30 protein-coding genes and 1 riboswitch are annotated in these 20,406 nt (G+C 63.7%); of the genes, 11 read left to right on the forward strand and 19 right to left on the reverse strand.

Annotated elements, in window-relative coordinates; all coding sequences use genetic code 11:
• Positions 1-197: 197 nt before the first annotated feature.
• Both RFM41_RS03660 and RFM41_RS03665 read left to right on the forward strand, forming a co-directional pair.
• Complete coding sequence (locus tag RFM41_RS03660; RefSeq protein WP_320246896.1) at positions 198-965, forward strand: lysozyme inhibitor LprI family protein; 768 nt, start codon at positions 198-200, stop codon at positions 963-965.
• A gap of 288 nt (positions 966-1,253) precedes the next feature.
• Positions 1,254-1,454 carry a hypothetical protein gene (locus tag RFM41_RS03665; RefSeq protein WP_320246895.1) on the forward strand — a complete coding sequence of 67 codons (201 nt, stop codon included), beginning with the start codon at positions 1,254-1,256 and terminating at the stop codon, positions 1,452-1,454.
• 106 nt (positions 1,455-1,560) lie between these two features.
• On the opposite strand, the gene RFM41_RS03670 is transcribed toward RFM41_RS03665, so the two are convergent.
• From RFM41_RS03670 to RFM41_RS03690, 5 genes are all read right to left on the reverse strand, one after another.
• Positions 1,561-1,869 carry a hypothetical protein gene (locus tag RFM41_RS03670; RefSeq protein ID WP_320246894.1) on the reverse strand — a complete coding sequence of 103 codons (309 nt, stop codon included), beginning with the start codon at positions 1,867-1,869 and terminating at the stop codon, positions 1,561-1,563.
• Positions 1,870-1,872: 3 nt separating this feature from the next.
• The gene (locus RFM41_RS03675; protein ID WP_320246892.1) at positions 1,873-2,316 is read right to left on the reverse strand and encodes a Ros/MucR family transcriptional regulator; all 444 of its coding nucleotides are present in this window, start codon (positions 2,314-2,316) and stop codon (positions 1,873-1,875) included.
• Between the two features lie 354 nt (positions 2,317-2,670).
• On the reverse strand, positions 2,671-2,892 hold the full coding sequence (locus RFM41_RS03680; protein ID WP_320246890.1) for a hypothetical protein: 222 nt from the start codon (positions 2,890-2,892) through the stop codon (positions 2,671-2,673).
• The gene (locus RFM41_RS03685) at positions 2,873-3,967 is read right to left on the reverse strand and encodes a DMT family transporter (protein ID WP_320246888.1); all 1,095 of its coding nucleotides are present in this window, start codon (positions 3,965-3,967) and stop codon (positions 2,873-2,875) included. The genes RFM41_RS03680 and RFM41_RS03685 overlap by 20 nt, the downstream gene beginning before the upstream one ends.
• A complete protein-coding gene (locus RFM41_RS03690) occupies positions 3,967-4,800 on the reverse strand; it encodes a hypothetical protein (protein ID WP_320246886.1) in 834 nt (277 codons plus the stop codon). Before RFM41_RS03690 ends, RFM41_RS03685 begins: the two co-directional genes overlap by 1 nt.
• Before the next feature lie 112 nt (positions 4,801-4,912).
• Here RFM41_RS03690 and RFM41_RS03695 point away from each other — a divergent pair, with 112 nt between their 5' ends.
• Positions 4,913-5,881 (forward strand): LysR substrate-binding domain-containing protein, encoded by a 969-nt coding sequence (locus RFM41_RS03695; protein WP_320246884.1) that lies wholly within the window; start codon positions 4,913-4,915, stop codon positions 5,879-5,881.
• 335 nt (positions 5,882-6,216) lie between these two features.
• On the opposite strand, the gene RFM41_RS03700 is transcribed toward RFM41_RS03695, so the two are convergent.
• Entirely contained in the window at positions 6,217-6,399 is a 183-nt protein-coding gene (locus tag RFM41_RS03700; RefSeq protein ID WP_320246882.1) for a hypothetical protein, read from the reverse strand.
• Between the two features lie 369 nt (positions 6,400-6,768).
• Between RFM41_RS03700 and RFM41_RS03705 the strand changes: the two genes are divergently transcribed.
• Both RFM41_RS03705 and RFM41_RS03710 read left to right on the forward strand, forming a co-directional pair.
• Positions 6,769-8,850 carry an ATP-dependent helicase gene (locus RFM41_RS03705; RefSeq protein ID WP_320246881.1) on the forward strand — a complete coding sequence of 694 codons (2,082 nt, stop codon included), beginning with the start codon at positions 6,769-6,771 and terminating at the stop codon, positions 8,848-8,850.
• Between the two features lie 138 nt (positions 8,851-8,988).
• Entirely contained in the window at positions 8,989-9,291 is a 303-nt protein-coding gene (locus tag RFM41_RS03710) for a DUF982 domain-containing protein (protein WP_320246879.1), read from the forward strand.
• Between the two features lie 89 nt (positions 9,292-9,380).
• Here the strand turns inward: RFM41_RS03710 and RFM41_RS03715 are convergent, their stop codons facing one another.
• The gene (locus RFM41_RS03715; RefSeq protein ID WP_320246878.1) at positions 9,381-10,196 is read right to left on the reverse strand and encodes a sterol desaturase family protein; all 816 of its coding nucleotides are present in this window, start codon (positions 10,194-10,196) and stop codon (positions 9,381-9,383) included.
• Between the two features lie 244 nt (positions 10,197-10,440).
• Here RFM41_RS03715 and RFM41_RS03720 point away from each other — a divergent pair, with 244 nt between their 5' ends.
• Positions 10,441-10,857, forward strand: coding sequence for a hypothetical protein (locus tag RFM41_RS03720; protein WP_320246877.1), 417 nt, complete (start codon positions 10,441-10,443; stop codon positions 10,855-10,857).
• 36 nt (positions 10,858-10,893) lie between these two features.
• On the opposite strand, the gene RFM41_RS03725 is transcribed toward RFM41_RS03720, so the two are convergent.
• The 3 genes from RFM41_RS03725 to RFM41_RS03735 all read right to left on the reverse strand — a co-directional run bounded on the left by RFM41_RS03725 (position 10,894) and on the right by RFM41_RS03735 (position 13,395).
• Positions 10,894-11,679: a GGDEF domain-containing protein gene (locus RFM41_RS03725; protein WP_320246875.1), complete on the reverse strand. Its 786-nt coding sequence runs from the start codon at positions 11,677-11,679 to the stop codon at positions 10,894-10,896.
• A 159-nt stretch (positions 11,680-11,838) separates the two neighbouring features.
• Positions 11,839-12,672, reverse strand: coding sequence for a hypothetical protein (locus tag RFM41_RS03730; protein ID WP_320246873.1), 834 nt, complete (start codon positions 12,670-12,672; stop codon positions 11,839-11,841).
• A 213-nt stretch (positions 12,673-12,885) separates the two neighbouring features.
• A complete protein-coding gene (locus RFM41_RS03735) occupies positions 12,886-13,395 on the reverse strand; it encodes a DinB family protein (RefSeq protein ID WP_320246871.1) in 510 nt (169 codons plus the stop codon).
• Between the two features lie 54 nt (positions 13,396-13,449).
• On the opposite strand from RFM41_RS03735, the gene RFM41_RS03740 reads away from it, so the two are divergent.
• Entirely contained in the window at positions 13,450-14,142 is a 693-nt protein-coding gene (locus RFM41_RS03740; RefSeq protein WP_320246869.1) for a glutathione S-transferase family protein, read from the forward strand.
• 22 nt (positions 14,143-14,164) lie between these two features.
• Positions 14,165-14,461 carry a DUF1905 domain-containing protein gene (locus RFM41_RS03745; RefSeq protein ID WP_320246868.1) on the forward strand — a complete coding sequence of 99 codons (297 nt, stop codon included), beginning with the start codon at positions 14,165-14,167 and terminating at the stop codon, positions 14,459-14,461.
• A 109-nt stretch (positions 14,462-14,570) separates the two neighbouring features.
• Here RFM41_RS03745 and RFM41_RS03750 read toward each other — a convergent pair whose 3' ends face one another.
• Entirely contained in the window at positions 14,571-14,843 is a 273-nt protein-coding gene (locus RFM41_RS03750; RefSeq protein ID WP_320246867.1) for a hypothetical protein, read from the reverse strand.
• A 138-nt stretch (positions 14,844-14,981) separates the two neighbouring features.
• Between RFM41_RS03750 and ndk the strand changes: the two genes are divergently transcribed.
• Both ndk and RFM41_RS03760 read left to right on the forward strand, forming a co-directional pair.
• Positions 14,982-15,404, forward strand: a complete 423-nt coding sequence (gene ndk, locus RFM41_RS03755) for a nucleoside-diphosphate kinase (RefSeq protein ID WP_320246866.1) — start codon at positions 14,982-14,984, stop codon at positions 15,402-15,404.
• 174 nt (positions 15,405-15,578) lie between these two features.
• Positions 15,579-15,785, forward strand: a complete 207-nt coding sequence (locus tag RFM41_RS03760) for a hypothetical protein (RefSeq protein ID WP_320246865.1) — start codon at positions 15,579-15,581, stop codon at positions 15,783-15,785.
• Between the two features lie 15 nt (positions 15,786-15,800).
• On the opposite strand, the gene RFM41_RS03765 is transcribed toward RFM41_RS03760, so the two are convergent.
• The 4 genes from RFM41_RS03765 to RFM41_RS03780 form a co-directional block, all read right to left on the reverse strand.
• The gene (locus RFM41_RS03765; protein ID WP_320246864.1) at positions 15,801-16,145 is read right to left on the reverse strand and encodes a DUF190 domain-containing protein; all 345 of its coding nucleotides are present in this window, start codon (positions 16,143-16,145) and stop codon (positions 15,801-15,803) included.
• A gap of 115 nt (positions 16,146-16,260) precedes the next feature.
• Positions 16,261-16,683 (reverse strand): fluoride efflux transporter CrcB, encoded by a 423-nt coding sequence (gene crcB, locus RFM41_RS03770; RefSeq protein WP_320246863.1) that lies wholly within the window; start codon positions 16,681-16,683, stop codon positions 16,261-16,263.
• Between the two features lie 3 nt (positions 16,684-16,686).
• Positions 16,687-17,121: a fluoride efflux transporter CrcB gene (gene crcB / locus RFM41_RS03775; protein WP_320246861.1), complete on the reverse strand. Its 435-nt coding sequence runs from the start codon at positions 17,119-17,121 to the stop codon at positions 16,687-16,689.
• Between the two features lie 97 nt (positions 17,122-17,218).
• Positions 17,219-17,281, reverse strand: a riboswitch (Fluoride riboswitch).
• A gap of 36 nt (positions 17,282-17,317) precedes the next feature.
• The gene (locus RFM41_RS03780) at positions 17,318-17,773 is read right to left on the reverse strand and encodes a MarR family winged helix-turn-helix transcriptional regulator (protein WP_320246859.1); all 456 of its coding nucleotides are present in this window, start codon (positions 17,771-17,773) and stop codon (positions 17,318-17,320) included.
• A gap of 63 nt (positions 17,774-17,836) precedes the next feature.
• Between RFM41_RS03780 and RFM41_RS03785 the strand changes: the two genes are divergently transcribed.
• Positions 17,837-18,319: a cupin domain-containing protein gene (locus RFM41_RS03785; protein WP_320246857.1), complete on the forward strand. Its 483-nt coding sequence runs from the start codon at positions 17,837-17,839 to the stop codon at positions 18,317-18,319.
• Positions 18,320-18,353: 34 nt separating this feature from the next.
• Here the strand turns inward: RFM41_RS03785 and RFM41_RS03790 are convergent, their stop codons facing one another.
• From RFM41_RS03790 to pgsA, 4 genes are all read right to left on the reverse strand, one after another.
• On the reverse strand, positions 18,354-18,770 hold the full coding sequence (locus tag RFM41_RS03790; RefSeq protein ID WP_320246855.1) for a YbaY family lipoprotein: 417 nt from the start codon (positions 18,768-18,770) through the stop codon (positions 18,354-18,356).
• A 134-nt stretch (positions 18,771-18,904) separates the two neighbouring features.
• Complete coding sequence (locus RFM41_RS03795; protein ID WP_320246853.1) at positions 18,905-19,384, reverse strand: molybdenum cofactor biosynthesis protein MoaE; 480 nt, start codon at positions 19,382-19,384, stop codon at positions 18,905-18,907.
• Position 19,385: 1 nt separating this feature from the next.
• On the reverse strand, positions 19,386-19,643 hold the full coding sequence (gene moaD / locus RFM41_RS03800) for a molybdopterin converting factor subunit 1 (protein WP_041001878.1): 258 nt from the start codon (positions 19,641-19,643) through the stop codon (positions 19,386-19,388).
• A 5-nt stretch (positions 19,644-19,648) separates the two neighbouring features.
• On the reverse strand, positions 19,649-20,245 hold the full coding sequence (gene pgsA, locus RFM41_RS03805) for a CDP-diacylglycerol--glycerol-3-phosphate 3-phosphatidyltransferase (protein ID WP_095816028.1): 597 nt from the start codon (positions 20,243-20,245) through the stop codon (positions 19,649-19,651).
• Positions 20,246-20,406: the final 161 nt, after the last annotated feature.

The following is a 20,406-nucleotide window of genomic DNA, read 5'->3' on the forward strand; positions in this document are numbered from 1 at the left end:
CCAAGAGGCTGGTAGGACAGCACGCCCGTCTGCCCTGCAGGGTATCTCCCCCTCGCCGAAGATTGCTCGCTCCTCCGCTTTCCCCAATCACCGGTCACACTTTGCTTGCCACGTCACAGGTTTGGCGTTGATCGTCGCTGTCGTCTCAACCTATGCTGGCGGGAGCGGCGGGTCGATTCAAGCAGAGGGCAGATCAGATGTCGGGCAAGACCACGCTCCTTTCGGCCTCACTGGCGGTCGCGACTTTCGCAGTCGCCGCTGGGCTGGCTATGCTTCTCACCACCCCCGCGGCCCGTGCGGCAGCCGTCGACTGCGCGGCGGCGAAGACGCAGGCCGACCTTGCCACCTGCACGGCCGCGAACGCCGCTTCGGCGGACGCCGGGCTCAACGCAGTCTACAAGGCGCTGGCGGGACGTCTCGCTCCCGCCGACCTGAAGCGCCTGCGCGATGCGCAGCGCGCCTGGATCCCGTTCCGCGACAAAGAATGCGCCTTTCGCACCCAGCCCTATGCCGATGGCTCGGTGTACTCGACCCTGGTCGAGACCTGCAAGGCGGAGGTGACCAAGGTGCGGCTGGCGCAGTTGCAACACCAATTGCAATGCCCGGAAGGCGACCTCTCCTGCGTGCCGCAAAGCGGCGGCAATGCCGCGCCCACGAAGAACGCGCCCGCGGCAGCCAAGGCTGCGCCTGCGACGCCCAAGGCCGCGCCTGCGACGGCTGGCGCCGCGCCTGCGAAACCCGCCCCTGCCCAGGCAAGCCAGAACGACACGAAAACATGCGTGCAATCCGCCGGCAAGGCAAAGTCGGACCAGTATGTCTCGCAATGCATCCAGGTGTCGCCGGCGACCAATCCGCCCTGCAACGGCCAGAATGCCTGCAGCATGATGATCGACGAGATCAAACGCGGCTGCGCCATGATCGGCAACGACAACCCGCCGGGCTTCTGCTCTGCCTATAAAGGTTGAGCGGCCTGACAGCCGTAGCCGATCCACATTCCGTTACGGAAAATCAACCGGGCGAGGCAAGACAACCGCAAGTTCGGCTTTGGCTGAATATTGGCGGGACAAGCGACCATGCCACCAAAAAAGAGCAGCGAAATCTTGCCAGCCAAGGATGATGCTTATCAAAAATTGATTTCAGTTTTATCGCAAACCTGCAAACCTATGAACGCGCTGTGAGTCGTGAGTAGCGCCAACGATAACTTGGTCCCACGTAACTTGGCCCAAATAACTTGGCCGTGTCAGGAGCTCACGATGGATGGAGCGCCCAGCGATCTACGAACGCTGAGATATGTCGCGGAGATCACGCGCAAGCTGGCAAGAATGCTCTCGCGCACGCGCTATCAGATGCTTGTCTATCTTCTTGAAATGACTGCGGTAGAGGCGGAGAGCCTTGCCGGCGAACAGGATCCCGAACGCACCCGGCCGGTCAAGCCATCTCAGGCCCGCCGCTAGCTCTATAGCGCGTCGCGATCTTTCAGATTCGCTCCATGCGCTTTAGGTCTTTGATTTTACGCATGTCTTTATCTCGAAACCGGTTCTCACTTTCGGGAGACCTGCTTTAGCAGCTCGCTCGGGGCTGGCCGTTCGCCGCAAGGCGGTCCAGAACGGCCAGGCAGTTCAGCCTGCGCGCCTCGATGGCCGACGGGTCATCGCATTCGATGATGGCGCGCTCGAACCGGTCGAGCGCGTCGAGCGCGGCAAGCAGTTCGCCGGTCGGCTCGCCCAGCGAAAACAGGATGCGCCGCATCCTGACGCCGTCGGCCGCGTCCACCGAGGACTGGGCGGCCACCCCGCGGCGCAAAGCGCCAAGAGCAGCCAGACGATCGCGCCATGGCCATGGCGCGACGTCACCCGTCGCGGGCACCATGCCTCAGGCCTTGGCCTTGCGCTTACCCTTGCCTGCATCGCCGCCGGCCGGCTTGCGGCCGAGGCCGGACGATTTGGCCAACGCCGAGCGGGTCGCCGAATAGCTGGGTGCCACCATAGGATAGTCGGCGGGCAGGCCCCATTTCGCGCGGTATTCGTCCGGCGTCAGGCCGTGATCCGTCGCAAGGTGGCGCTTCAACGACTTGAACTTCTTTCCGTCCTCGAGGCACACGATGTGATCGGGGAAAACCGAGCGCTTCGGGTTGACGGCGGGCGTCAGCGCCACCGCCTCCTTGACAACGCTGCCGCTGGCGAGCTTGCGCACCGAGGCGCTGACGCTGGCGATCAGGTCAGGCAGTCCAGAGGCCGGGAGCGGGTTGTTGCCGACATAGGCCGAGACAATGTCGGCGGTCAGTTCGATTGCAGTCTTGTCGTCGATGTTGGACAATTTTTTCACCTTCTGCTGGCCCTCAAATCGCCAGGCGTTTTTTAAGACTTTCGTCGGTGTATCGTATTGGACCTGTCCCCCAACGGACCGTCCATAGTCAGTAAAGCTACCAGACTCAATACAGGGTGATGTTTCTACGCGGACTGGAGACGCGCAAGTTAGGAATTCTAATAGCTATAGCCAACGTTTTATAGCACCGGCGGTCTGCCTGGATGCGTAAAGGGCGCTATAGCACTTCGATTTGCGATGGAAGTTGCTGAAAAATCGAAGTTCAGGCCAAGTTCCAGCACGGCAACGATAATCCGCCAGCCGAATACTCGACCATGCGCGATTCGGCGGTCCCATTGCAAATCGCTATCTGGCGGCGGCGCCGCGCCTGAGCTCTGCGGGCGGCTCGTCCGCGAGGATCTCCAGCACGCGCTTCCAGCGCGCGCAGCGGCCGAAATCCTTCTGCTCGATGGCCTTTTCGGCCTTCATGGCCGCATAGAGCGGCGCCTCCGCGCCAAACTCCCTGACCAGCCAGTGCGCCTCCTGCCTGGCGCGGCGTTCGTCCTCGTCAACGGCCATCTTGGACATTGTGCCTGGTCTCCGTACCTTCGATGCCGACCGCGAGGCAGCTGCCAATGACGAGGACGGCGCCGGCAACGGCCGTCATCGACAGGCTTTCGCCCGACAAGGTCAGCAGAAACGTGGAAGCGATCGGCGTCAGATAGGCGACGACCGCTATCCTGCCGCCCTGGTCGAGCTTTGCCGCGCGCGACCAGAAATAGTAGCCGAGCCCCATCGGACCGGCGCCGAGATAGAGGCCGAGCAGAAGATGCGCGCCGCTCGGGCGCACGACGCCGTCATGCAGGCACCAGGCGAAGGTGAGCGCGACGCCGATCAGCGCCGAAGGCAAAAGCAGGCGCTCCGGCGACACGGCAAGGCGGCCGACAATGAGCGAGTAAAAGGCCATGCAGAGCGCCGAGCCGAAGGCTGCGAGATAGCCGACGAAGCTGCCGCCTCCGAACCAGGTCGGCGCGCGGCCGCCGGAAATCACCAGCGCCACGCCGACAAAGCCAAGCGCCGCCGCCAGCCCGAGCAGCAGCGGACGACGCGGACGGCCAAGCACGATAACCGCCGCGGCGGTCATCAGCGGCCAGGTGTAGGCGACAAGGTTGGCCTCGATCACCGGCATCGAGGCGAAGCCGATATATTGCAGGACCATCGTTCCGACGAGACCAATGAAGCCGACGGCGTAGGCGGCAACCTCGGACGTCACCTTCTCCCCTTGTGGGAGAAAGTGTCGCCGAAGGCGACGGATGAGGGGTGTTCCGGCCTGGCAATGACGGCGATCCGTCCAACACCCCTCATCCGTCTCGGCGCTGCGCGCCGACCCGCCTTCACCCGCAAGGGGGGAAGGAAAGAGCCGGATCAGCGCGAAGACCAGCGCCGCGCCGCAAAATTGCAGGAACTGCACTTGCGAGACCGGATAGGCGGCGAGCAGCGTCTTGCCGACCAGGGCGTTGGTCGCCCACAGAGCCACGGCGCCAAGGGCGAAGGCCGGCGCCGCCCCGAGGGCGGCGCCGGAACGGCTTTGGCTTTCCGGCACGACCGGACCGAGGCTCAGCGACACCGCAGGCGGCTGATGCTCGACCGGATCGTCGGTCATTACCACGACTCCCTCGCACCGCCGGAAACAGGCTCGGCGGCCGGCTGCGGCACGGGATGCTCCTCGGCATGACGGCGATAGGCAGGCAGCTGGTTGGTCCAGACATCCTCGGCCAGCTCGTTCACCCAGGCACGGTCATGGTCATTGTCCGCGGCGAGGTAGAACATGCGGTTGTCGTCGACATAGGGCTTGGTCGCCGAGCGCTGGTTGAGCACCAGCGTCACGCGCTCGCCGAGCTGAATCGGCGCCGTGCGGTGGAGCACGCCGAGGAACTGGCCGAGCGTTGCGTAGTTCATCTTGTGGTCGATGCGCATGATCTTGTTGCGCGGCAGGTCGCGGCCGGATTCCAGGATCGAGCGGCCGGTCTCGGAATCGTCGCAATAGATCTCGAGATGGCCCCCGATGAGCGGATCGCTGATCGACAACGGAATGAGCTCGGTCACCGGAACGCCGTCGCAATGCCATTCGACGGCGCCGTCCTTGGGATTCATGAAGGTGACGGTCGAGCCGACGATCGACAGAGGATACGGCTCGAGCTTGGTCCCCATCATGTCGGACAGCCTTTCCAGGCGCAGCTTGTCGTGCAAAAGCTCCTTGATCTCCGGAATATAGCGGTCGGCGCCGGTGATGAAGGTGAGGTCGAGATGCTTGTGCACGGCATGGCTGGCTTTCAGCTTCAGGGCGGCTTCCTCAATGGCGGCAAGCAGAGCGGGGTCGTAACCATGACGATACTGGGCGACGCCGAAGGTCGACACTTTCCAGGCCGTCTCATGACCAATGATAGCCTCGCGGCTCATTGCACAGCGCAGTTCGGGAATTGTATGGGCGTTCATTCTACTTTCTCCAAGGTGGGGGCAACACTTGGTTAACAGTCATTTAAACGCCTACCCCTGTAAATTTAGGAATGCTGGTGGTAGCGTAAGCCCAGCTTAAGGTCGAAACCCCGTGCGTCTGCTCAGTCAGGTCAACCTCAACTCGCTGAAAATCGTGGAGAGCGCCGCGAGGCACAAGAATTTCACGCGCGCCGGCGAAGAGCAGTTCATCACCGCTTCCGCTGTCAGCCAGCGCGTGAAAAGCCTAGAGGATCAGCTGCGCTTCAAGATCTTCGAGCGCGGCGGCAACGCCGTGTCGCTGACGCCGGAGGGCGAGACCTATGTAGCGCGCGTGCGCGAGGCGCTGGAGCGCATCGTGGCGGCCAGCATGGAGGCCACCGGCCAGTCGCAGGCGCATGTGCTGCGGATCTGCGTGCTGCCGACCTTCGCGGCGCGCTGGCTGTTCCCGCGGCTTTCGGCCTTCCAGCATCAATATCCCGACATCGAGATGCGGGTGTCGACCTCTTACGCCACTCATGAATTCTCGACTTCCGAATACGATCTCGAGATTCGCTACGGGGACGGCAACTTTCCCGGCCTCACCTCGGAGCTGCTGTTCAAGGAAGACCTGACGCCGGTCTGCAGCCGCAAGCTCTTCCACGACGTGCTGGGCGACAAGCCGCTGTCGAAGGTGGTGCCGGAGGACCTGCGCTACTTCACGCTGCTGCACTCCGACACCTGCACGCAGAACTGGCAGTCGTGGCTGGGCTTTGCCGGCGCGAGCTTCGTGCTTGGCGAGACGAGAAGCGTCTATTTCGATAGCTGCATGATGTCCTACGAAGCGGCCAATGCCGGGATGGGCTTTGCCGTCGCCAACCGCGCCTATATGGCAAGCGATATCCGCGCCGAAAGGCTGGTGGCCCCCTTCGCGGTCCACCATCCCAACACGGCGGGCTGGTATTTCGTCAGTCCTATCAAGGCGCTCGGGGCGCGCAAGGTGGGGCTGTTCAAGCAGTGGATCTTGGCCGAAGCGGCGCTGACGCAGCGCCAACTGGACATCGAGATCGCCGGCGGACAACAGGGCCGCTCGGCGCTGGCGTGAGGGCCCGGATTGCCGGCTACCAGCGTTCGCGCATTTCTCGCTCGATGCCTCTGGCCTCCAATATCCGACCGTCGGCATCGATCGCCACGTCATGCATCAAAACACGATTTCCATGAGCCGCTAAGGCGAACCGGCAGAATTTCAGGATTCTCCGGTGATTTCTTCGGAGCTGCATAGCCGGCTACCGCGATCACGCCATGACGCAACGTCGAGACTCAGCTATGTTGGATTGTGCGGCGGGCCTGATTTCCCGCTCGGCCGGCGCTATCGAGCTTCCTCCCAAGCAGCGCCGGCCTTCTTCGTTTCAGCCCGACGATAACTAGACCTGCCCTGCCCTATTGCTTCGGCGGCGTGCCCGGCTGGTCACCGCCGGTGGTCGATTTCGGCACCGGGTTCTTGTCGACCTGAGGGTTCTGGCTGACTTCATCACCCGGCGCCTTGGTGGGCTGCACGCTGTTGTCGCAGGCGGCGAGCACGAGCCCTGCCGCGAGAGCCAGCAGCACAGGAAGCTTCTTCATGACGACCTCCTCTCGTTCGCCCCTTTCACCAAGGGCAAACGAGGCGGTAGCGGTTTGGTTGCGTGGACCGGCGGGAACCAACCGGCCCGCGTCCGGTTGAAATCCCGAGCCAATCGAACGCAAGGAGGAATTGATCATGATCCGCCTTCTGCTTGCCGGCCTTTTTGCCTACACCGCCTATCGCGTTGCCGTGAGGATCATCGATGAGGAAACGTCGCGCCGCTGGACATGCCGGGCGACGAGAGGCGCAAGTTGCGGCGCCAGTCAGCGGCGATGGGGGTCGAGCCGAAGCGATAGTTCAGCCGATCTCCCCTTGGTGGGGAAGATGAGTTGTATTGCGAACAAAGCGGAAACGATGCTTGATGGGCGATGAACATCGCCGCCCGTGATTCGTCCTTCGAGACGCCCGCTTATCTTGCCCGGCTGAATGACGAGCAACGGCTGGCGGTGGTGCATGGCGACGGCAAGGTGGCGACGCCGCTGCTGGTGATCGCGGGCGCCGGCTCCGGCAAGACCAACACGCTGGCGCACCGCGTCGCCCATCTCATCGTCAAGGGCGCCGATCCGCGCCGCATCCTTTTGATGACCTTCTCTCGCCGCGCCGCCGCCGAGATGGCCAAGCGCGTCGAGCGCATTGCCGGCGAGGTGCTGGGCCGCGACGCGGCCATCATCGCCGACGCACTGGCCTGGGCCGGCACGTTTCACGGGATCGGCGCAAGGCTGCTGCGCGATTATGCCGAGCAAATCGGCCTCGATGCGGCCTTCACGATCCATGACCGCGAGGATTCGGCCGACCTGATGAATCTTGCCCGGCACGAGCTGGGCTTTTCCAAAACCGAGAGCCGCTTTCCCACCAAAGGCACCTGCCTGCAGATCTATTCACGGGCCGTGAACGCGCAGGCGCCGCTGGGCGAAGTGCTGGGCTCGGCCTTCCCCTGGTGCGCGGCATGGGCGGATCAGCTCAAGGAACTGTTCGCGGCTTACGTCGAGGCCAAGCAGGCGCAGAACGTGCTCGATTACGACGACCTCCTGCTCTATTGGGCGCAGATGGCGGCCGAGCCGGAGATCGCCGCGCATCTCGGCAGCCGCTTCGACCATGTGCTGGTCGACGAATATCAGGACACCAACCGGCTGCAGGCCTCGATCCTTTTGGCGCTGAAGCCCGACGGCGCGGGGCTCACGGTGGTGGGCGATGACGCGCAGTCGATCTATTCCTTTCGCGCGGCGGAAGTACGCAACATCCTCGATTTTCCAAAACAGTTCGCGCAAGGCGCGGAAATCGTCATGCTGGAGCGCAACTACCGCTCGACGGAGACGATCCTGGCCGCCGCCAACAAGGTGATCGGCGAGGCCAGCGAGCGCTTCACCAAGAACCTGTGGACCGAGCGCCGGTCCTCGCACAAGCCGCAACTGGTCAGCGTGCGCGACGAGGCCGAGCAGGCCAATTATGTGTGCCAGGCGATCCTCGCAGAACGCGAGGCGGGCACGGCGCTGAAGGCGCAGGCGGTGCTGTTCCGCACATCGAGCCATAGCGGACCGCTGGAGGTGGAGCTCACGCGCCGCAACATCCCCTTCGTCAAGTTCGGCGGCCTGAAATTCCTCGATGCCGCGCATGTGAAGGACATGCTGGCGATGCTGCGCTTTGCCGAGAACCCGCGCGACCGCGTCGCCGGCTTCCGCGTGCTGCAATTGATGCCGGGCATCGGACCGTCCGCCGCCTCGCAGATCGTGGACGCAATGGCGACGTCGCTGGACGAGACGCTGGGCCTTGCCCGCTTCCGGCCACCGCAGCGCGCCGCGCAGGACTGGCCGGTGTTCCTCGACATCTATAGCGGGCTGCGCGCCGGCGCCAAATGGCCGGCCGACCTGGAGCGGATCAGGCTCTGGTACGAGCCGCATATGGAGCGCATCCACGAGGACGCGATCACGCGCCGGGCCGATCTCATACAGCTTGAGCAGATCGCATCGACCTATCCGTCGCGCGAGCGCTTCCTGACCGAGCTCACCCTCGACCCGCCCGATGCCACCAGCGACCAGGCCGGGCCGCCGCACCGCGACGAGGATTACCTCATCCTGTCGACGATCCATTCGGCCAAGGGCCAGGAGTGGAAGAACGTCTTCGTTCTCAACACGGTAGATGGCTGCATTCCGGCCGATCTCGGCGTCGGCACCAAGGAGGACGTCGAGGAGGAGCGGCGCCTGCTCTATGTTGCGATGACCAGGGCCAAGGACAGCCTGCATCTGGTGGTGCCGCAGCGGTTCTACCCGCACAACCAGCCGGCGCGCGGCGACCGCCATGTCTATGCCTCGCGCACCCGCTTCATCCCGGCCTCGATGCTTTCGGCCTTCGAGCAATCATCCTGGGCAAGCGCCGCGCTCAAGGACGACCCGCGCCAGCGGCCGGGCGTCAAGGTCGATCTCGGCGCCCGCATGCGCGGGATGTGGAAATAGCCGCCTGCCCGACGGATCAAATCCAAGACGGAAAGATCGGCACGCGCGGAACCTGTCGCCGCTCGCCGCGTTGTGTGGCGTCCTCCCCAGACCGGAGGCGGCAGCCCGCCGCTTCCATAGCCAATAGACGAGGTCCGAATGCACGACAGGACGTTCTTCACCCCGGTCGCCCTCAGCGTCGGCGCCGGCCACAAGCGCATGATCGCCTCGCTATTTGACATGCATGACTTCCTGACCGAGTTTCCGCCGTCGCGCCGCCGCCTCAGCTACGGCGCCGCGGTGAAAGCCTGCGAGGCCGCGCGGAGTGGAGAAATCTCGGCCGAGGCCGCGCGCGATGCGCTGATCACCTTCGCGGTGACGGCCGGCGTGCTCTGGCCTTCGGAGCAGCCGATCGTCCCCGTCAAGCCCCTGGGGCGCGGCGATGGCGGCTTCGTCGCCTGACAGCGAAAACACTCCCTATTCAGGAAGCCTGCCACCTGTGAACCGACCCCTGGAGGTCAATTCACCGGGTGGTGGGTATTTCCGCGCCGTCATTCCGGCTTGGCGGCCGCCGGCGAAGCTTCGGCGATCGGCGCGGCCGGCTCGGCCGTGGTCACGAAGGGATAGACGAGCTGCCGGTGATAGAGCTGCGGCACCGGCTCGTCGAGACCGTATTTTTCCGGCATATGTTGCGGCATGAACAAGGTGCCGCCGATCAGGTCGAGGACGGGCAACTGGGCGGCGAAGTTCTTGTCATAAGCTTGGCGATCATTGGCATGATGCCAGTGATGAAACTGCGGCGAGGCTATCAGCCATCTCAGCGGTCCGAACTTGATGCGGGTGTTGGAGTGGATGAACACCGACTGCCAATGATAGATCAGCACGTAGATGAGAACCGCCTCGCCTGAAAAACCCAGCGCGAAGAGCGGCAGGAACGAAGCCGACTTGGTCAGGATCTGGTCCACCGGGTGCACGCGGTGGGCGGCCAGCCAATCCATCTCCTCGATCGAGTGATGGATGGCGTGAAAGCGCCACAGGAACGGCACCGCGTGAAAGGCGCGATGGGCAAGGTAGAAGCCTATGTCGGCGACGAGCAGTGCCTCGATTGCCTGCAGCCATGAAGGCTGTGACTGGACGGCGGCGGGAAGCGCCTCGGGAACGACACGCCGGACCACCAGCATCGCAGCGCCGACCAACAGCAGCATGCCGAACTTGATGACGATGCCGTTGAAGAGCAGATAGAAGACGTCGTTCAGCCAATGCCGGCGCGTTGCCGATTGCCCGGCATGCAGCGGCAGGAGCTGCTCCAGCGGAATGAAGATGAGGGCGATGACCAGCACCGCCTTGTAGTCGATGAGATCGAACACGGTCGCTCGCGGATCGGCTGAGGCCAGCCTTCGACACTACCCGTCAAAGGATGAACGGACCGTTGCTGGCGCCCAACGCGGCGCCGCGAAATCCCGTGAAACTTTTCGACCGCTGCGTGAAACACCGCACGGACCGGTGGCGTGCACCATGTCAGTAGCGGACGCGCTTCAAGTCTTTGTTTTGATGCATGTCGTTGTCCCGGAACCGCTGCACACTTCCGGGCGACATGCATTAGGAGGGCGGATGTTTCTCGATCGCGAGCGTTTCAAGCCGGCGGCAGAAATGCGGCTTAGCCGCAGATCGTCGATCCAGGTGACGATAACCGACCCCAAGGCGTGCGAGCTCGGCGAAGCCGTCTATGCCTGGATCACCGCCGACGGCAAACCGGTCAGGATCGGCACTTGCGGCGCCTCGGCGGCCAAACGCCTGCTTTCCTATCCCGGCTATATCAACCGCAGCCTCACGGGGCGCGGCGGCGTGACGCCCAAATGGGAAGCGCTGAAATGGCTGAGCCTGCTCACCGAACACGGCATGCTGACGGCGGTGGTGCATCAGCCGGAACCGACCCCGACCGCGGCGGGCCTGATCAGGCCCTATCTCGATATCGAGCGCCAGTTGATCCGCCAGCACAGGCCGCTGCTCAACCGCAGCCGCCGCTGAGAGCGGTTCAGCCGAGCCCCTGCCGCGAAGAGCCGTTCAGTGGATCGTGTTGGCGACGTCGCCCGACGGCACACCGCGCGGGCTTTCGAAGCTCACCTGGTCGCGTCCATTCGACTTCGCCTTGTAGAGATGCCTGTCGGCGACCTGGAACATGTCGTGATAGGTGGTTGGACCGCTGAAGGCGATGCCGCCGATCGAGACCGAGAGCGGCCACGGCTGACCGCCGGGCGCGAACTCGGCCTCGCGGATGCGCAGCCGGATCGATTCCGCGACCAGGAAGGAGCGCGTCGCGTCGGCTCCCGGCAGGAAAACCGCGAATTCCTCGCCGCCGATACGGCCGACAATGTCGGCGCCACGCAGTTGCCCCCGGATCGTGCTGGCGATCAGCCTCAGCGCCTGGTCGCCGCAGTCATGGCCGAGACGGTCGTTGATCGATTTGAAATGGTCGGCGTCGACGATCAGCAGCGCGCCGGAATCGGCGACGTCATGGCTGCGTGCCTGCTCGAGATAGGCCTCCACCAGCATCGAGAAAGCACCGCGATTGAAAACGGCCGTCAGGCTGTCGGTCGCCGCGACGATGCTGAGCTCCTTCTGGGCGATCGCGAGCTGGCGCATCTTCCACATCAGGAAGAACAGGAAGGTGCCGCCGAGGGCGAGCGGCAGGAACAGGTCCGTAAGTTTCGCCCACAGCAGCGCCTGCGGCGACAGCGAGGGGAAATTGAAGGAATCGACGAAGAAGGCGGCGGCAATGAAAAAGGCGGTGCCGGCGGCGGTGACCACCACGACCCTGCCCCAACTCGTCGGGGACAAATCGATGCGCATGGCATTGCTCCCACTGCAATTGGGCCCATTTTGCAGCGGGAGCGCAAACGAAGTCCTAATACATTAGCTTCAATGCAATCCCGGTGGGTGCGGCGACGGTGCGAAGCAACCGGCAGGCCCGCACCACAGTAGGCGGGCCCGCCTCTTCCTGAAATCGCTTTAGTGGGCGGTCGAGCTGCCGCCTGCGGTGCCGCCAACGCTGCCCGTCGCGCCGAACGAGGTGCCGGTGGTGGTCGTGCCGGAGGCGCCACCGATCGTGCCGCTGGCGCCGGCGCTCAAGCCGCCGGTGCCGTTCACGGTGCCGGTGCCGCCAACGCCGCCCGTCGTACCGGACGGGGTGCCGGTGGTGGTCGTGCCGGTCGCGCCACTGATCGTGCCGCTGGTGCCGGCGCTCAAGCCGCCGGTGCCGTTCACGGTGCCAGTACCGCCGACGCCGCCCGTCGCACCGGACGGGGTGCCGGTGGCGGTCGTGCCGGTCGTGCCGCCGATCGAGCCGTTGGTGCCGCCGATCGAGCCGTTGGTGCCGGCGTTCAAGCCGCCAGTGCCGTTCACGGTGCCGGTTCCGCCAATGCCGCCCGTCGCACCGAACGAGGTGCCGGTGGTCGTGCCCGCGGCGCCACCGATCGAGCCAGTCGTGCCGGCGTTAAAGCCGCCAGTGCCGCTACCCACAGTGCCGGCGCCGCCCACGCCGCCCGTCGCACCGAACGACGTGCCGGTGCCGGTAGTCGTGCCCGCGGTGCCGCCGATCGAGGAACTCGTTCCGGCGCCGCCCACGCCGACGCCACCGATGCTGCTGCCAAAGCCCGTGCCGAGACCGGTTGAACCGCCCATCGAAGAGCCCGCGCCGATACCCGCGCCGCCCGAGCTACCCGCAGCGACGCCGGTGTTGTCGATGCCAAAGCCGATGTCGAGATCAGCGGCATTTGCCGGCACGGCGAGAATGGCGATGCCGCCGACCAACGTGCCGAAGATTTTTTCTACGATACCATTCATGGCATTCTCCTTCATTTTTCCGCACCGCATCGCCGGAGTGCCTGGTCCGGGCGCATGCCTGTGCGAGAGGGAATGAAGGGAATACGAACGGGCTCGGTCAGGGTTCCATTTTTTCAAGGAAAAATTCTTTGTTTCAAAACGATATACGCGTTTTCCTTGATGTTTGAGTTTGATCAACAATCGGCGAGCGGGAAAGCCTGGACGCTGCTGCGCTCAGGCGTAGGCTCGGCCTTCTTCGGAACGCTGGAACAGCGCCAGATCGAGCGGCACCGAGGGCCGGCCGAGCACGGTGAGGCACATATGCGCCTGGCCGCGATGATGGGTCTGGTGGTTGAAAAGATGGCTGAGCGCCGGCGCCAGCCGTTGCGAGACGGTCCGCATGTCGGTCGTCATATAGGAAAAACGTCCGGTGAACGCCTTGTCGGTCATGGCGCCCACCCAGTCGACGATCCTCCTGTCCTCGGCCTCGCGTGCCACGCGCAAGCCCGGGAAGGCGCGATAGAGGATCGTCGCAAGACTTGAGGGCGCGTCACCCTCGCCCGTAAAGCGCTTCATCCAGACGCGGTCGGTGACGAGCAGATGGTTGAGCGTGCCAAGCATCGAGCCGAAGAAGGCGCCGACGTCACGGCCGAGCTCCTCTTCGCCGAGATCGGCGGCGGCATCATAGATGCGCGTATTGGCCCATTGATTGTAGGCCGCAAACATCATGAAATGCTGTTTCATTCTTCCATCCGGCTCACAACGAATCCCGGCTCTTCGTAACCTGCAGGAACGGCAATGACCATTCTGTTCTATGACCTCGTCGGCCACGACGCACAACGCCCGTTCAGCCCGCATTGCTGGAAGACGAAGATGGCGCTGGCCCATAAGGGGCTCGCCGCCACCAAGGTGCCGACGCGCTTTCTCGAAGTGCCCAAGGTGGAGGGCGGCGTGTCGAAGACGGTGCCGGTGATCCGCGACGGCGAACGGGTGGTGGTCGATTCCTTCGCCATCGCGCTCTATCTCGACGAGGCCTATCCGGAGCGGCCGACGCTGTTTGGCGGCGAAGGCGGCAAGGCGACGGCGCGGTTCATCGAGCGCTGGTCGCAGCTCACCATTCACCCCTATGTCGCGACGGTGGCGCTTACCGATCTGCACGGAATGCAGGACGAGACGAATGGCCGCTACTTCCGCGAGGATCGCGAACGGCGCTACGGCAAGCGGCTGGAAGAGGTGGTGGCCAATCGCGATGCCGGGCTCTCGACATTCCGCGCCTCGCTGGAGCCGCTGCGCTCGATGCTCACCTACCAGCCCTTCATCGGCGGCGCCTCGCCGCTGTTTGCCGACTACGTCGTCTTCGGCGCGCTGCAATGGGCGCGCATCGCCTCGCCCTACCGATTGCTCGACGACAGCGACAGCGTGGCCAGCTGGTTCGAGCGCTGCCTCGACCTGCATGGCGGGATCGGCCGGATGGTCGCGGCCGCGGCGTGAATGCCGCGAGCGCGGGACTGCCATGCTGCGCTATGAGATTAAGGCCGAGATTTGGGTCTACCCCGGCAAGGGCGGCTGGCATTTCGTGACGCTGTCGACGGACGTCGCGGCGCGGATCAAGGCGGCGATGACGGGATTGGCGCGCCCCTGGGGCTCGCTCGGCGTCACGGCAGTGATCCGCAAGACCAGGTGGCAGACATCGCTCTTCCCCGACAAGGCGTCCGGCAGCCTGCTGTTACCGGTCAAGGCCTCGGTGCGCCAGCGCGAAGGTCTCCATGCTGGCGATACGCCGGCACTGACCATCGAGATCGAACTTTAAAGCATGTCTCCCGAAAGTGGGAACCGGTTTCGGGATAAAGACATGCGTAGAATCAAAAAACCTAAAGCGCATGGAGCGAGTCTGAAAGATCGCGACGCGCTTTGGGCGCCTACTTTGACGCGCCCTTGTCGCGCTTGTCGCCGTTCGGCACGTTGCTTTCGGCCAATCTCACGCAGATCGGATCGCCCTCTCGCATGCGCGCGCATTGCCATTCCGGGCCGAAGCCGAAATTCTGCTCCGCGCGTTGCGGGAAGAAAAGCAGGGCAAGGACGACAGCGGCGAAAAGTACGGCCACGAACAGAAGGCCAGCCATGTCGCCGCGCATGAGATTGGGCCGGTTCATCGCCTCGGGCTCCGCTGCGGCACGCCCCATGGTCTTCATGCGAAGCGCGTTCGCAGCCGTCTAATTATCCCGCAAAGAGGCCGCCCTGACCAGAAGCCGCCGCCCCTTGGCAAGGCGCGAAGCGGCTTGTATAGAGCCCGCCACTCCAATTTCCATTCCCAGAACAAGGACGACCCAATGGCGATCGAACGCACCTTCTCCATGATCAAGCCCGACGCTACCAGGCGCAACCTGACGGGCGCCATCACCAAGATGCTGGAAGACGCCGGCCTGCGCGTCGTCGCATCGCGCCGCGTGTGGATGAGCCGCCGCGAGGCCGAAGGCTTCTACGCCGTCCATAAGGAGCGTCCGTTCTTCGGCGAGCTCGTCGAGTCCATGTCGTCGGGCCCGACTATCGTGCAGGTGCTGGAGGGCGAGAACGCCATCGCCAGGAACCGTGAAGTGATGGGCGCCACCAACCCGGCCAATGCCGCCGAGGGCACCATCCGCAAGGTGCATGCGCTCTCGATCGGCGAGAATTCGGTGCATGGCTCGGACGCGCCGGAGACTGCCACGCAGGAGATCAAATACTGGTTCTCGGATACCGAGATCGTCGGCTGAGGCGCAAAGTCGAGTTTCACGGAACGGCCCGCTCGAGCGGGCCGTTTTTATTTTGAAACGGGTGGCCATATCCGCTGCCTGCCCTAGGTTCAGCGAAATCGGCGACAAAATGGCACTGGGCGTCGCCGGCTGTAAGCGACCACCGCGCTTCCGCCCGAACCGAGGGAGGGAAGCATGATCAAGCCTCATGTTTCTGAAAGTGGCGTTGCCTATCCGGACGACCTCGTCCTGTTGAAGCGTATCTATGACGAGGTCTGCGAGGAGCGCGGCATCGTCATAGGCAGTCCCGAGGCGTCGGACTTGGCGGTAGAGGCCATGAAACTCTTTTCCGCCGGTATCTTCGACGAAAGGACGATCGGCCGCCGGCTTCGTGGCGGATGATGGGAGATGGCGGGTTCAGTCCCCGTCGCCGTAGCGGATGACCTCCACCTTCTCCCTGGTGATCAGGCAGCTCTTTGCCTTGGTTAGCGCCTTGATCTCCGGGATCAGCGCATCGATCTTCTCGGGCGCATCGACGATCTCGACGACGATCGGCAGATCTTGCGACAGGCGCAGGATCTTGGCGGTGTGGAGCACGCTGGAACGGCCAAAGCCGAGCGGACCTCTCAGCACCGTGGCGCCGGCCATGCCGGCCTCGCGCGCCTTGATGACGATCGCCTCGTGCAGCGGCTTGCCGTCAGCGGCCCTGTCGTCCTCGCCGAAGAAGATCCTGAGCAGCGCGCATTGCGCGGGAAGTTCCATGTTCTTCTCCCTTGTTAGAGCGTTTCACCGTTTCACAGAAACGGCGAACCGCTCTATCCCTTTGTTTTGACGCAATTCCGGACGGAAAACCGCTCACACTTTTCCTGGAATTGCTCTAGCTGTCGACCGGCAAGCGGTTGAGCCTGGACGCCATGAGGTAGCCTAGCCAGGCGGCGGCGAGCGACAGGCCGACCACACTGATGAGATAGGTCGCGGCCAGCGGCCAGTCGCCCTCGAACAGCAGGATGAAGGTGTCGAGGCTCATCGCCGAAAACGTGGTGAGCCCGCCGCAGAAGCCGGCCATGACGAAATTGCGGCCGGCCGGGCCGACCATCAGGCGGCCGTCCGGCCCGGTCAACGTGGCGAAGGCCATGATGACCCAGGAGCCGACGACGTTGACGAAAGCGGTCGACCAAAGCGCGTTCAGGCCGAGCAGCGAGACAATCACATAACCCGACAGGAAGCGGGCCAATGAGCCGATAGCCGCGCCGCACCCGACCGCCAGATAAAGCCGCATAGCCATCTGCCTGTCGGTCATCGCTTAGCCCGCAGCCCCGGTGGTTGAACCCATCGCCCAGGTGGTTGAATCAACCACCCACACTACCGCCCAGAAGCCGAGGGCGACGAACAGCACGCACAGCACCGAAGAAGCGACGACATTGAAGGCGGCGAGCCGCCCTTCACCGTCGAGCCCGAGGTTCAGCGTCTGCAGGCAGAAGGACGACACCGTGGTGTAGCCGCCAAACAGGCCGACGACGATCAGGTCGCGCACGAGATCGCTGGCAAAGACGCCGCCGACCGACCGCGCCGCGCCGGCGAAAGCGCCGATGGCAAGGGCGCCGGAGACGTTGACCGCCAGCGTGCCCCAGGGAAAGGTCTCGCCAATGCGGCGGCCGACCACCCCGGACAGGAAAAAGCGGGAAATGCCGCCGAGGAAACCGCCGATCAGGACAAGGGCGCAAGCCGCAAGGGTCATCGTTTCAATGCCTTTCCAAAACGCGATCCCAGACGGAATCACCTCACGAAATCAGGCATGATACGAGCGGGAAAACAAATCCTGCCGCGCAAGAGCACGCCTGGCAGGAGTCATCAGCCCATAAGGGCGGTCTCGGGGGAACCCCATCCCCATTTTTACGGCAAGCTAAGCGTTCGCTTCTGCAGGGTCAATCGGGTCAGCGAACCAGCGGCGTGTCCCAGAGGTCGCCGAGCAGCGCCTTCAGTTCACGGAAGCGCTTTGGTCCAAGCTCCTCTGCCCATTCCCGTTCGATGTCGAGCAGGATGTCGGCCATCTTCTGATAGGCGGCCCTGCCCCGGTCCGTGAAGCTGACGACGGTTCCGCCGGCGTCTCCAGATGCCCCACCGCGGGTGATGTAGCCCATTCCTTCCAGCGTCTTCAGCAACTGATTCATGGCTTGTTTGCTCATTGCCGCGCGCTCGGCAAGCGCGCTCGGTCGCATACCGTCCGGTCCGGGATACTGGATCACCGCCATATGCGGCGGCGTCAGATCATCGAACCCGGACGCCTTAAGCTCGCGGATCAGCCTGCGGTGAATGGCCATGGCCGGCACGCGCAGCAACGCGCCGATCAAGGGAGGCTTCTTCAGCGGATTTTCATCAAGCGACGGCATTGACACTCCGGTAAATTGAGTTTACTCAGTTGGTAAATTCAATTTACCATACGGGAGGGTGCAATGCTAGACAAAGCCAGCCAGGTCCGGATCAATCCGGCGGATGAGACGTTCAGCCATGACGGAGTGATCGTGCGCTTCCTGCTCACGGGCGACCAGTCCAACGGAAGCATCGCGGCATTCGAAGTGACGGTGCCGGGCTCGAAGCGCCTGCTAGCCCCGGCTCACAGCCACGACCGCTACGAGGAAACTATCTACGGTGTAGAGGGAACCCTCACCTGGACAGTCGACGGCCACCCGCACGATGTCGGCCCAGGACAAGCGCTATGCATCCCGCGCGGAGCGGTCCATCGTTTCGACAACAACGGCGAAAAAGCCGCCAAGGTGCTCTGTGTGGTGTCGCCGGCGGCGATCGGACCGGAGTATTTCCGCGAGACCTTCGCGCTGTTGAACGCTGCCTTGGCCGGCCCGCCCGACCGGGCGAAGATGAAGGAGATCATGCTTCGCCACGGCCTGACGCCGGCAGCGCCGCCGCCGCAGGCTTGATCTTCCGCAGATGCCCGAATTCGCTTGGTGAAGCTCAACTCGCCGCCATCTTCAGCACGACGGTCTGCGACTTGCCGTCCAAGGGATCGACATGGTGGTGGACATCGTTGGCGAAAAGCAACCGATCATCAACGGTGATGCGCGCCTGCAGCGCATAGGTCCGGCCCTTCCGGATCGCCTTGGGATCGAAACCGATGTCGAACCTGATCGGCACCTGGCCGGTGAGCGTAATCCTGCGCTTGGCGATCACGGTCGCCGGCGCGTCGGCCAGCGAGACATCAGCAAGTTCGACCATCAGCACGGCATCGGGCGGCAGGACGATGCGCTCGCGATAGATCACCTCGCCCGCGATCGTCCTTTCGCCGGCACTGGTCAGCTCCGGCACGGCAAGCACGCCGACGACCAGCGGCACCAGCCCGAAGATGAAGAATTCCGCAATTCGGTCCAGCATGAGATTGCTCCGCCAAGCAAATCAAACCGATTAGCAAGCTTTGGGAAGAATTGCGGTCGTTCGATGGCCGAACGGGAGTTTTTCTGATGCATGTCGTTGCCCCAGAACCGCTGCGCACTTCTGGGCGACATGCATTATTCGCCCTGCTTCTTCCAGCGGTCCGCAGCGTGATCGTCGGCTTCCTTGGCCTCGACCCAGCCGCCCTGAGAGCCGTCGGCAAGATGCTCCTTCTTCCAGAAGGGCGCGCGCGACTTCAGATAATCCATCAGGAAATTCGCCGCTTCGAACGCCGCCTGCCGGTGCGACGAGGCCGCGACCACCAGCACGATGTTCTCGCCCGGCGCTATCTTTCCATGGCGATGGATGACGGTGAGGCCCTGCAGCGGCCAGCGCTCGAGGGCTTGCGCGGCGATGCGGCCGATCTCGGCCTGCGCCATGCCGGGATAGTGCTCGAGCTCGAGCGCCGACAGCGCGCCCTGCTCATCACGGCAAAGGCCTGAAAAAGTGACCACGGCGCCGATGTCGGCGCGGCCCTTGGTCAGGCCGGCGATCTCGGCGGCGACGTCGAAATCCTCGCGCTGGATGCGGATGGCGGGCACGACCGCGCCGGCCATCTCAGCCTCCGGTCATCGGCGGAAACAGCGCGATCTCGCGCGCGCCCGCTATCTTTTCGCGGTGGCCGACATGTTCCTGGTTGATGGCGACGCGGATGACGTCGGGATACTGCAGCGCGTTCTCATATTCCTCGCCGCGCGACTTCAGCCAGCGCAGCAGATCGGCGACCGTCTCGATGCCGGAAGGCAATTCGACGTCCTCTTCCGGCTTGCCGATCCGCTCGCGCACCCAGGCGAAATAGATGAGCTTCGTGGACATTGTCTTCACTCGTCCATGATGTGCTTGAGGCCGGCGCGGAAATAGTCGTAGCCGGTGTAAAGAGTGACAAGCGCCGCGATCCACAGCAGCACCAAGCCGATCTGGGTGGTCAGGGGGAAGATCTTGTCGCCGGCCGGGCCGACCAGCAGGAAGGCGATCGCGACCATCTGGATGGTGGTCTTCCACTTGGCGAGCTGCGTCACCGGCACCGAGACTTTCAAGGCAGCCAGATATTCGCGCAGGCCCGAGACAAGGATCTCGCGGCACAGGATGATGATCGCCGCCCAGAGCGACCAGCCGGCGATGCCGCCATGGCGGTCGGTGTCGGCGGCAAGCAGGAGCAGGCAGGTGGCGACCAGCAATTTATCGGCGATCGGGTCGAGCATCTTGCCGATGTTGGAGGTCTGCTGCCAGGCGCGCGCGAAATAGCCGTCGAAGTAATCGGTGATGGAGGCGAGCAGGAAAATGACCAGCGCCGACCAGCGGGCGAAGTCGGACGACTTCAGATGTCCTTCAAGAAAAAAGCACAGCACGACCAGCGGCACCGCGACGATGCGGGCATAAGTGAGGATGTTCGGCAGGTTGAACGCGCGCTGTGCCATGTCGTCTCGGGAAATCTCCTCCGCCAGACGTACTCAAATCAGAAGCGAATGTAGGGGGTCAACAGGCGAGATTCGATTGACCAGTCAAAAATAGCACTTGTACCGACCAGGGCCTCTGCGGCCCATCGTCCGATCCGTCAAACTTCCGTGCCCGAAACCGG

Source organism: Mesorhizobium vachelliae (assembly GCF_033977325.1).
Classification (GTDB): domain Bacteria; phylum Pseudomonadota; class Alphaproteobacteria; order Rhizobiales; family Rhizobiaceae; genus Mesorhizobium; species Mesorhizobium vachelliae.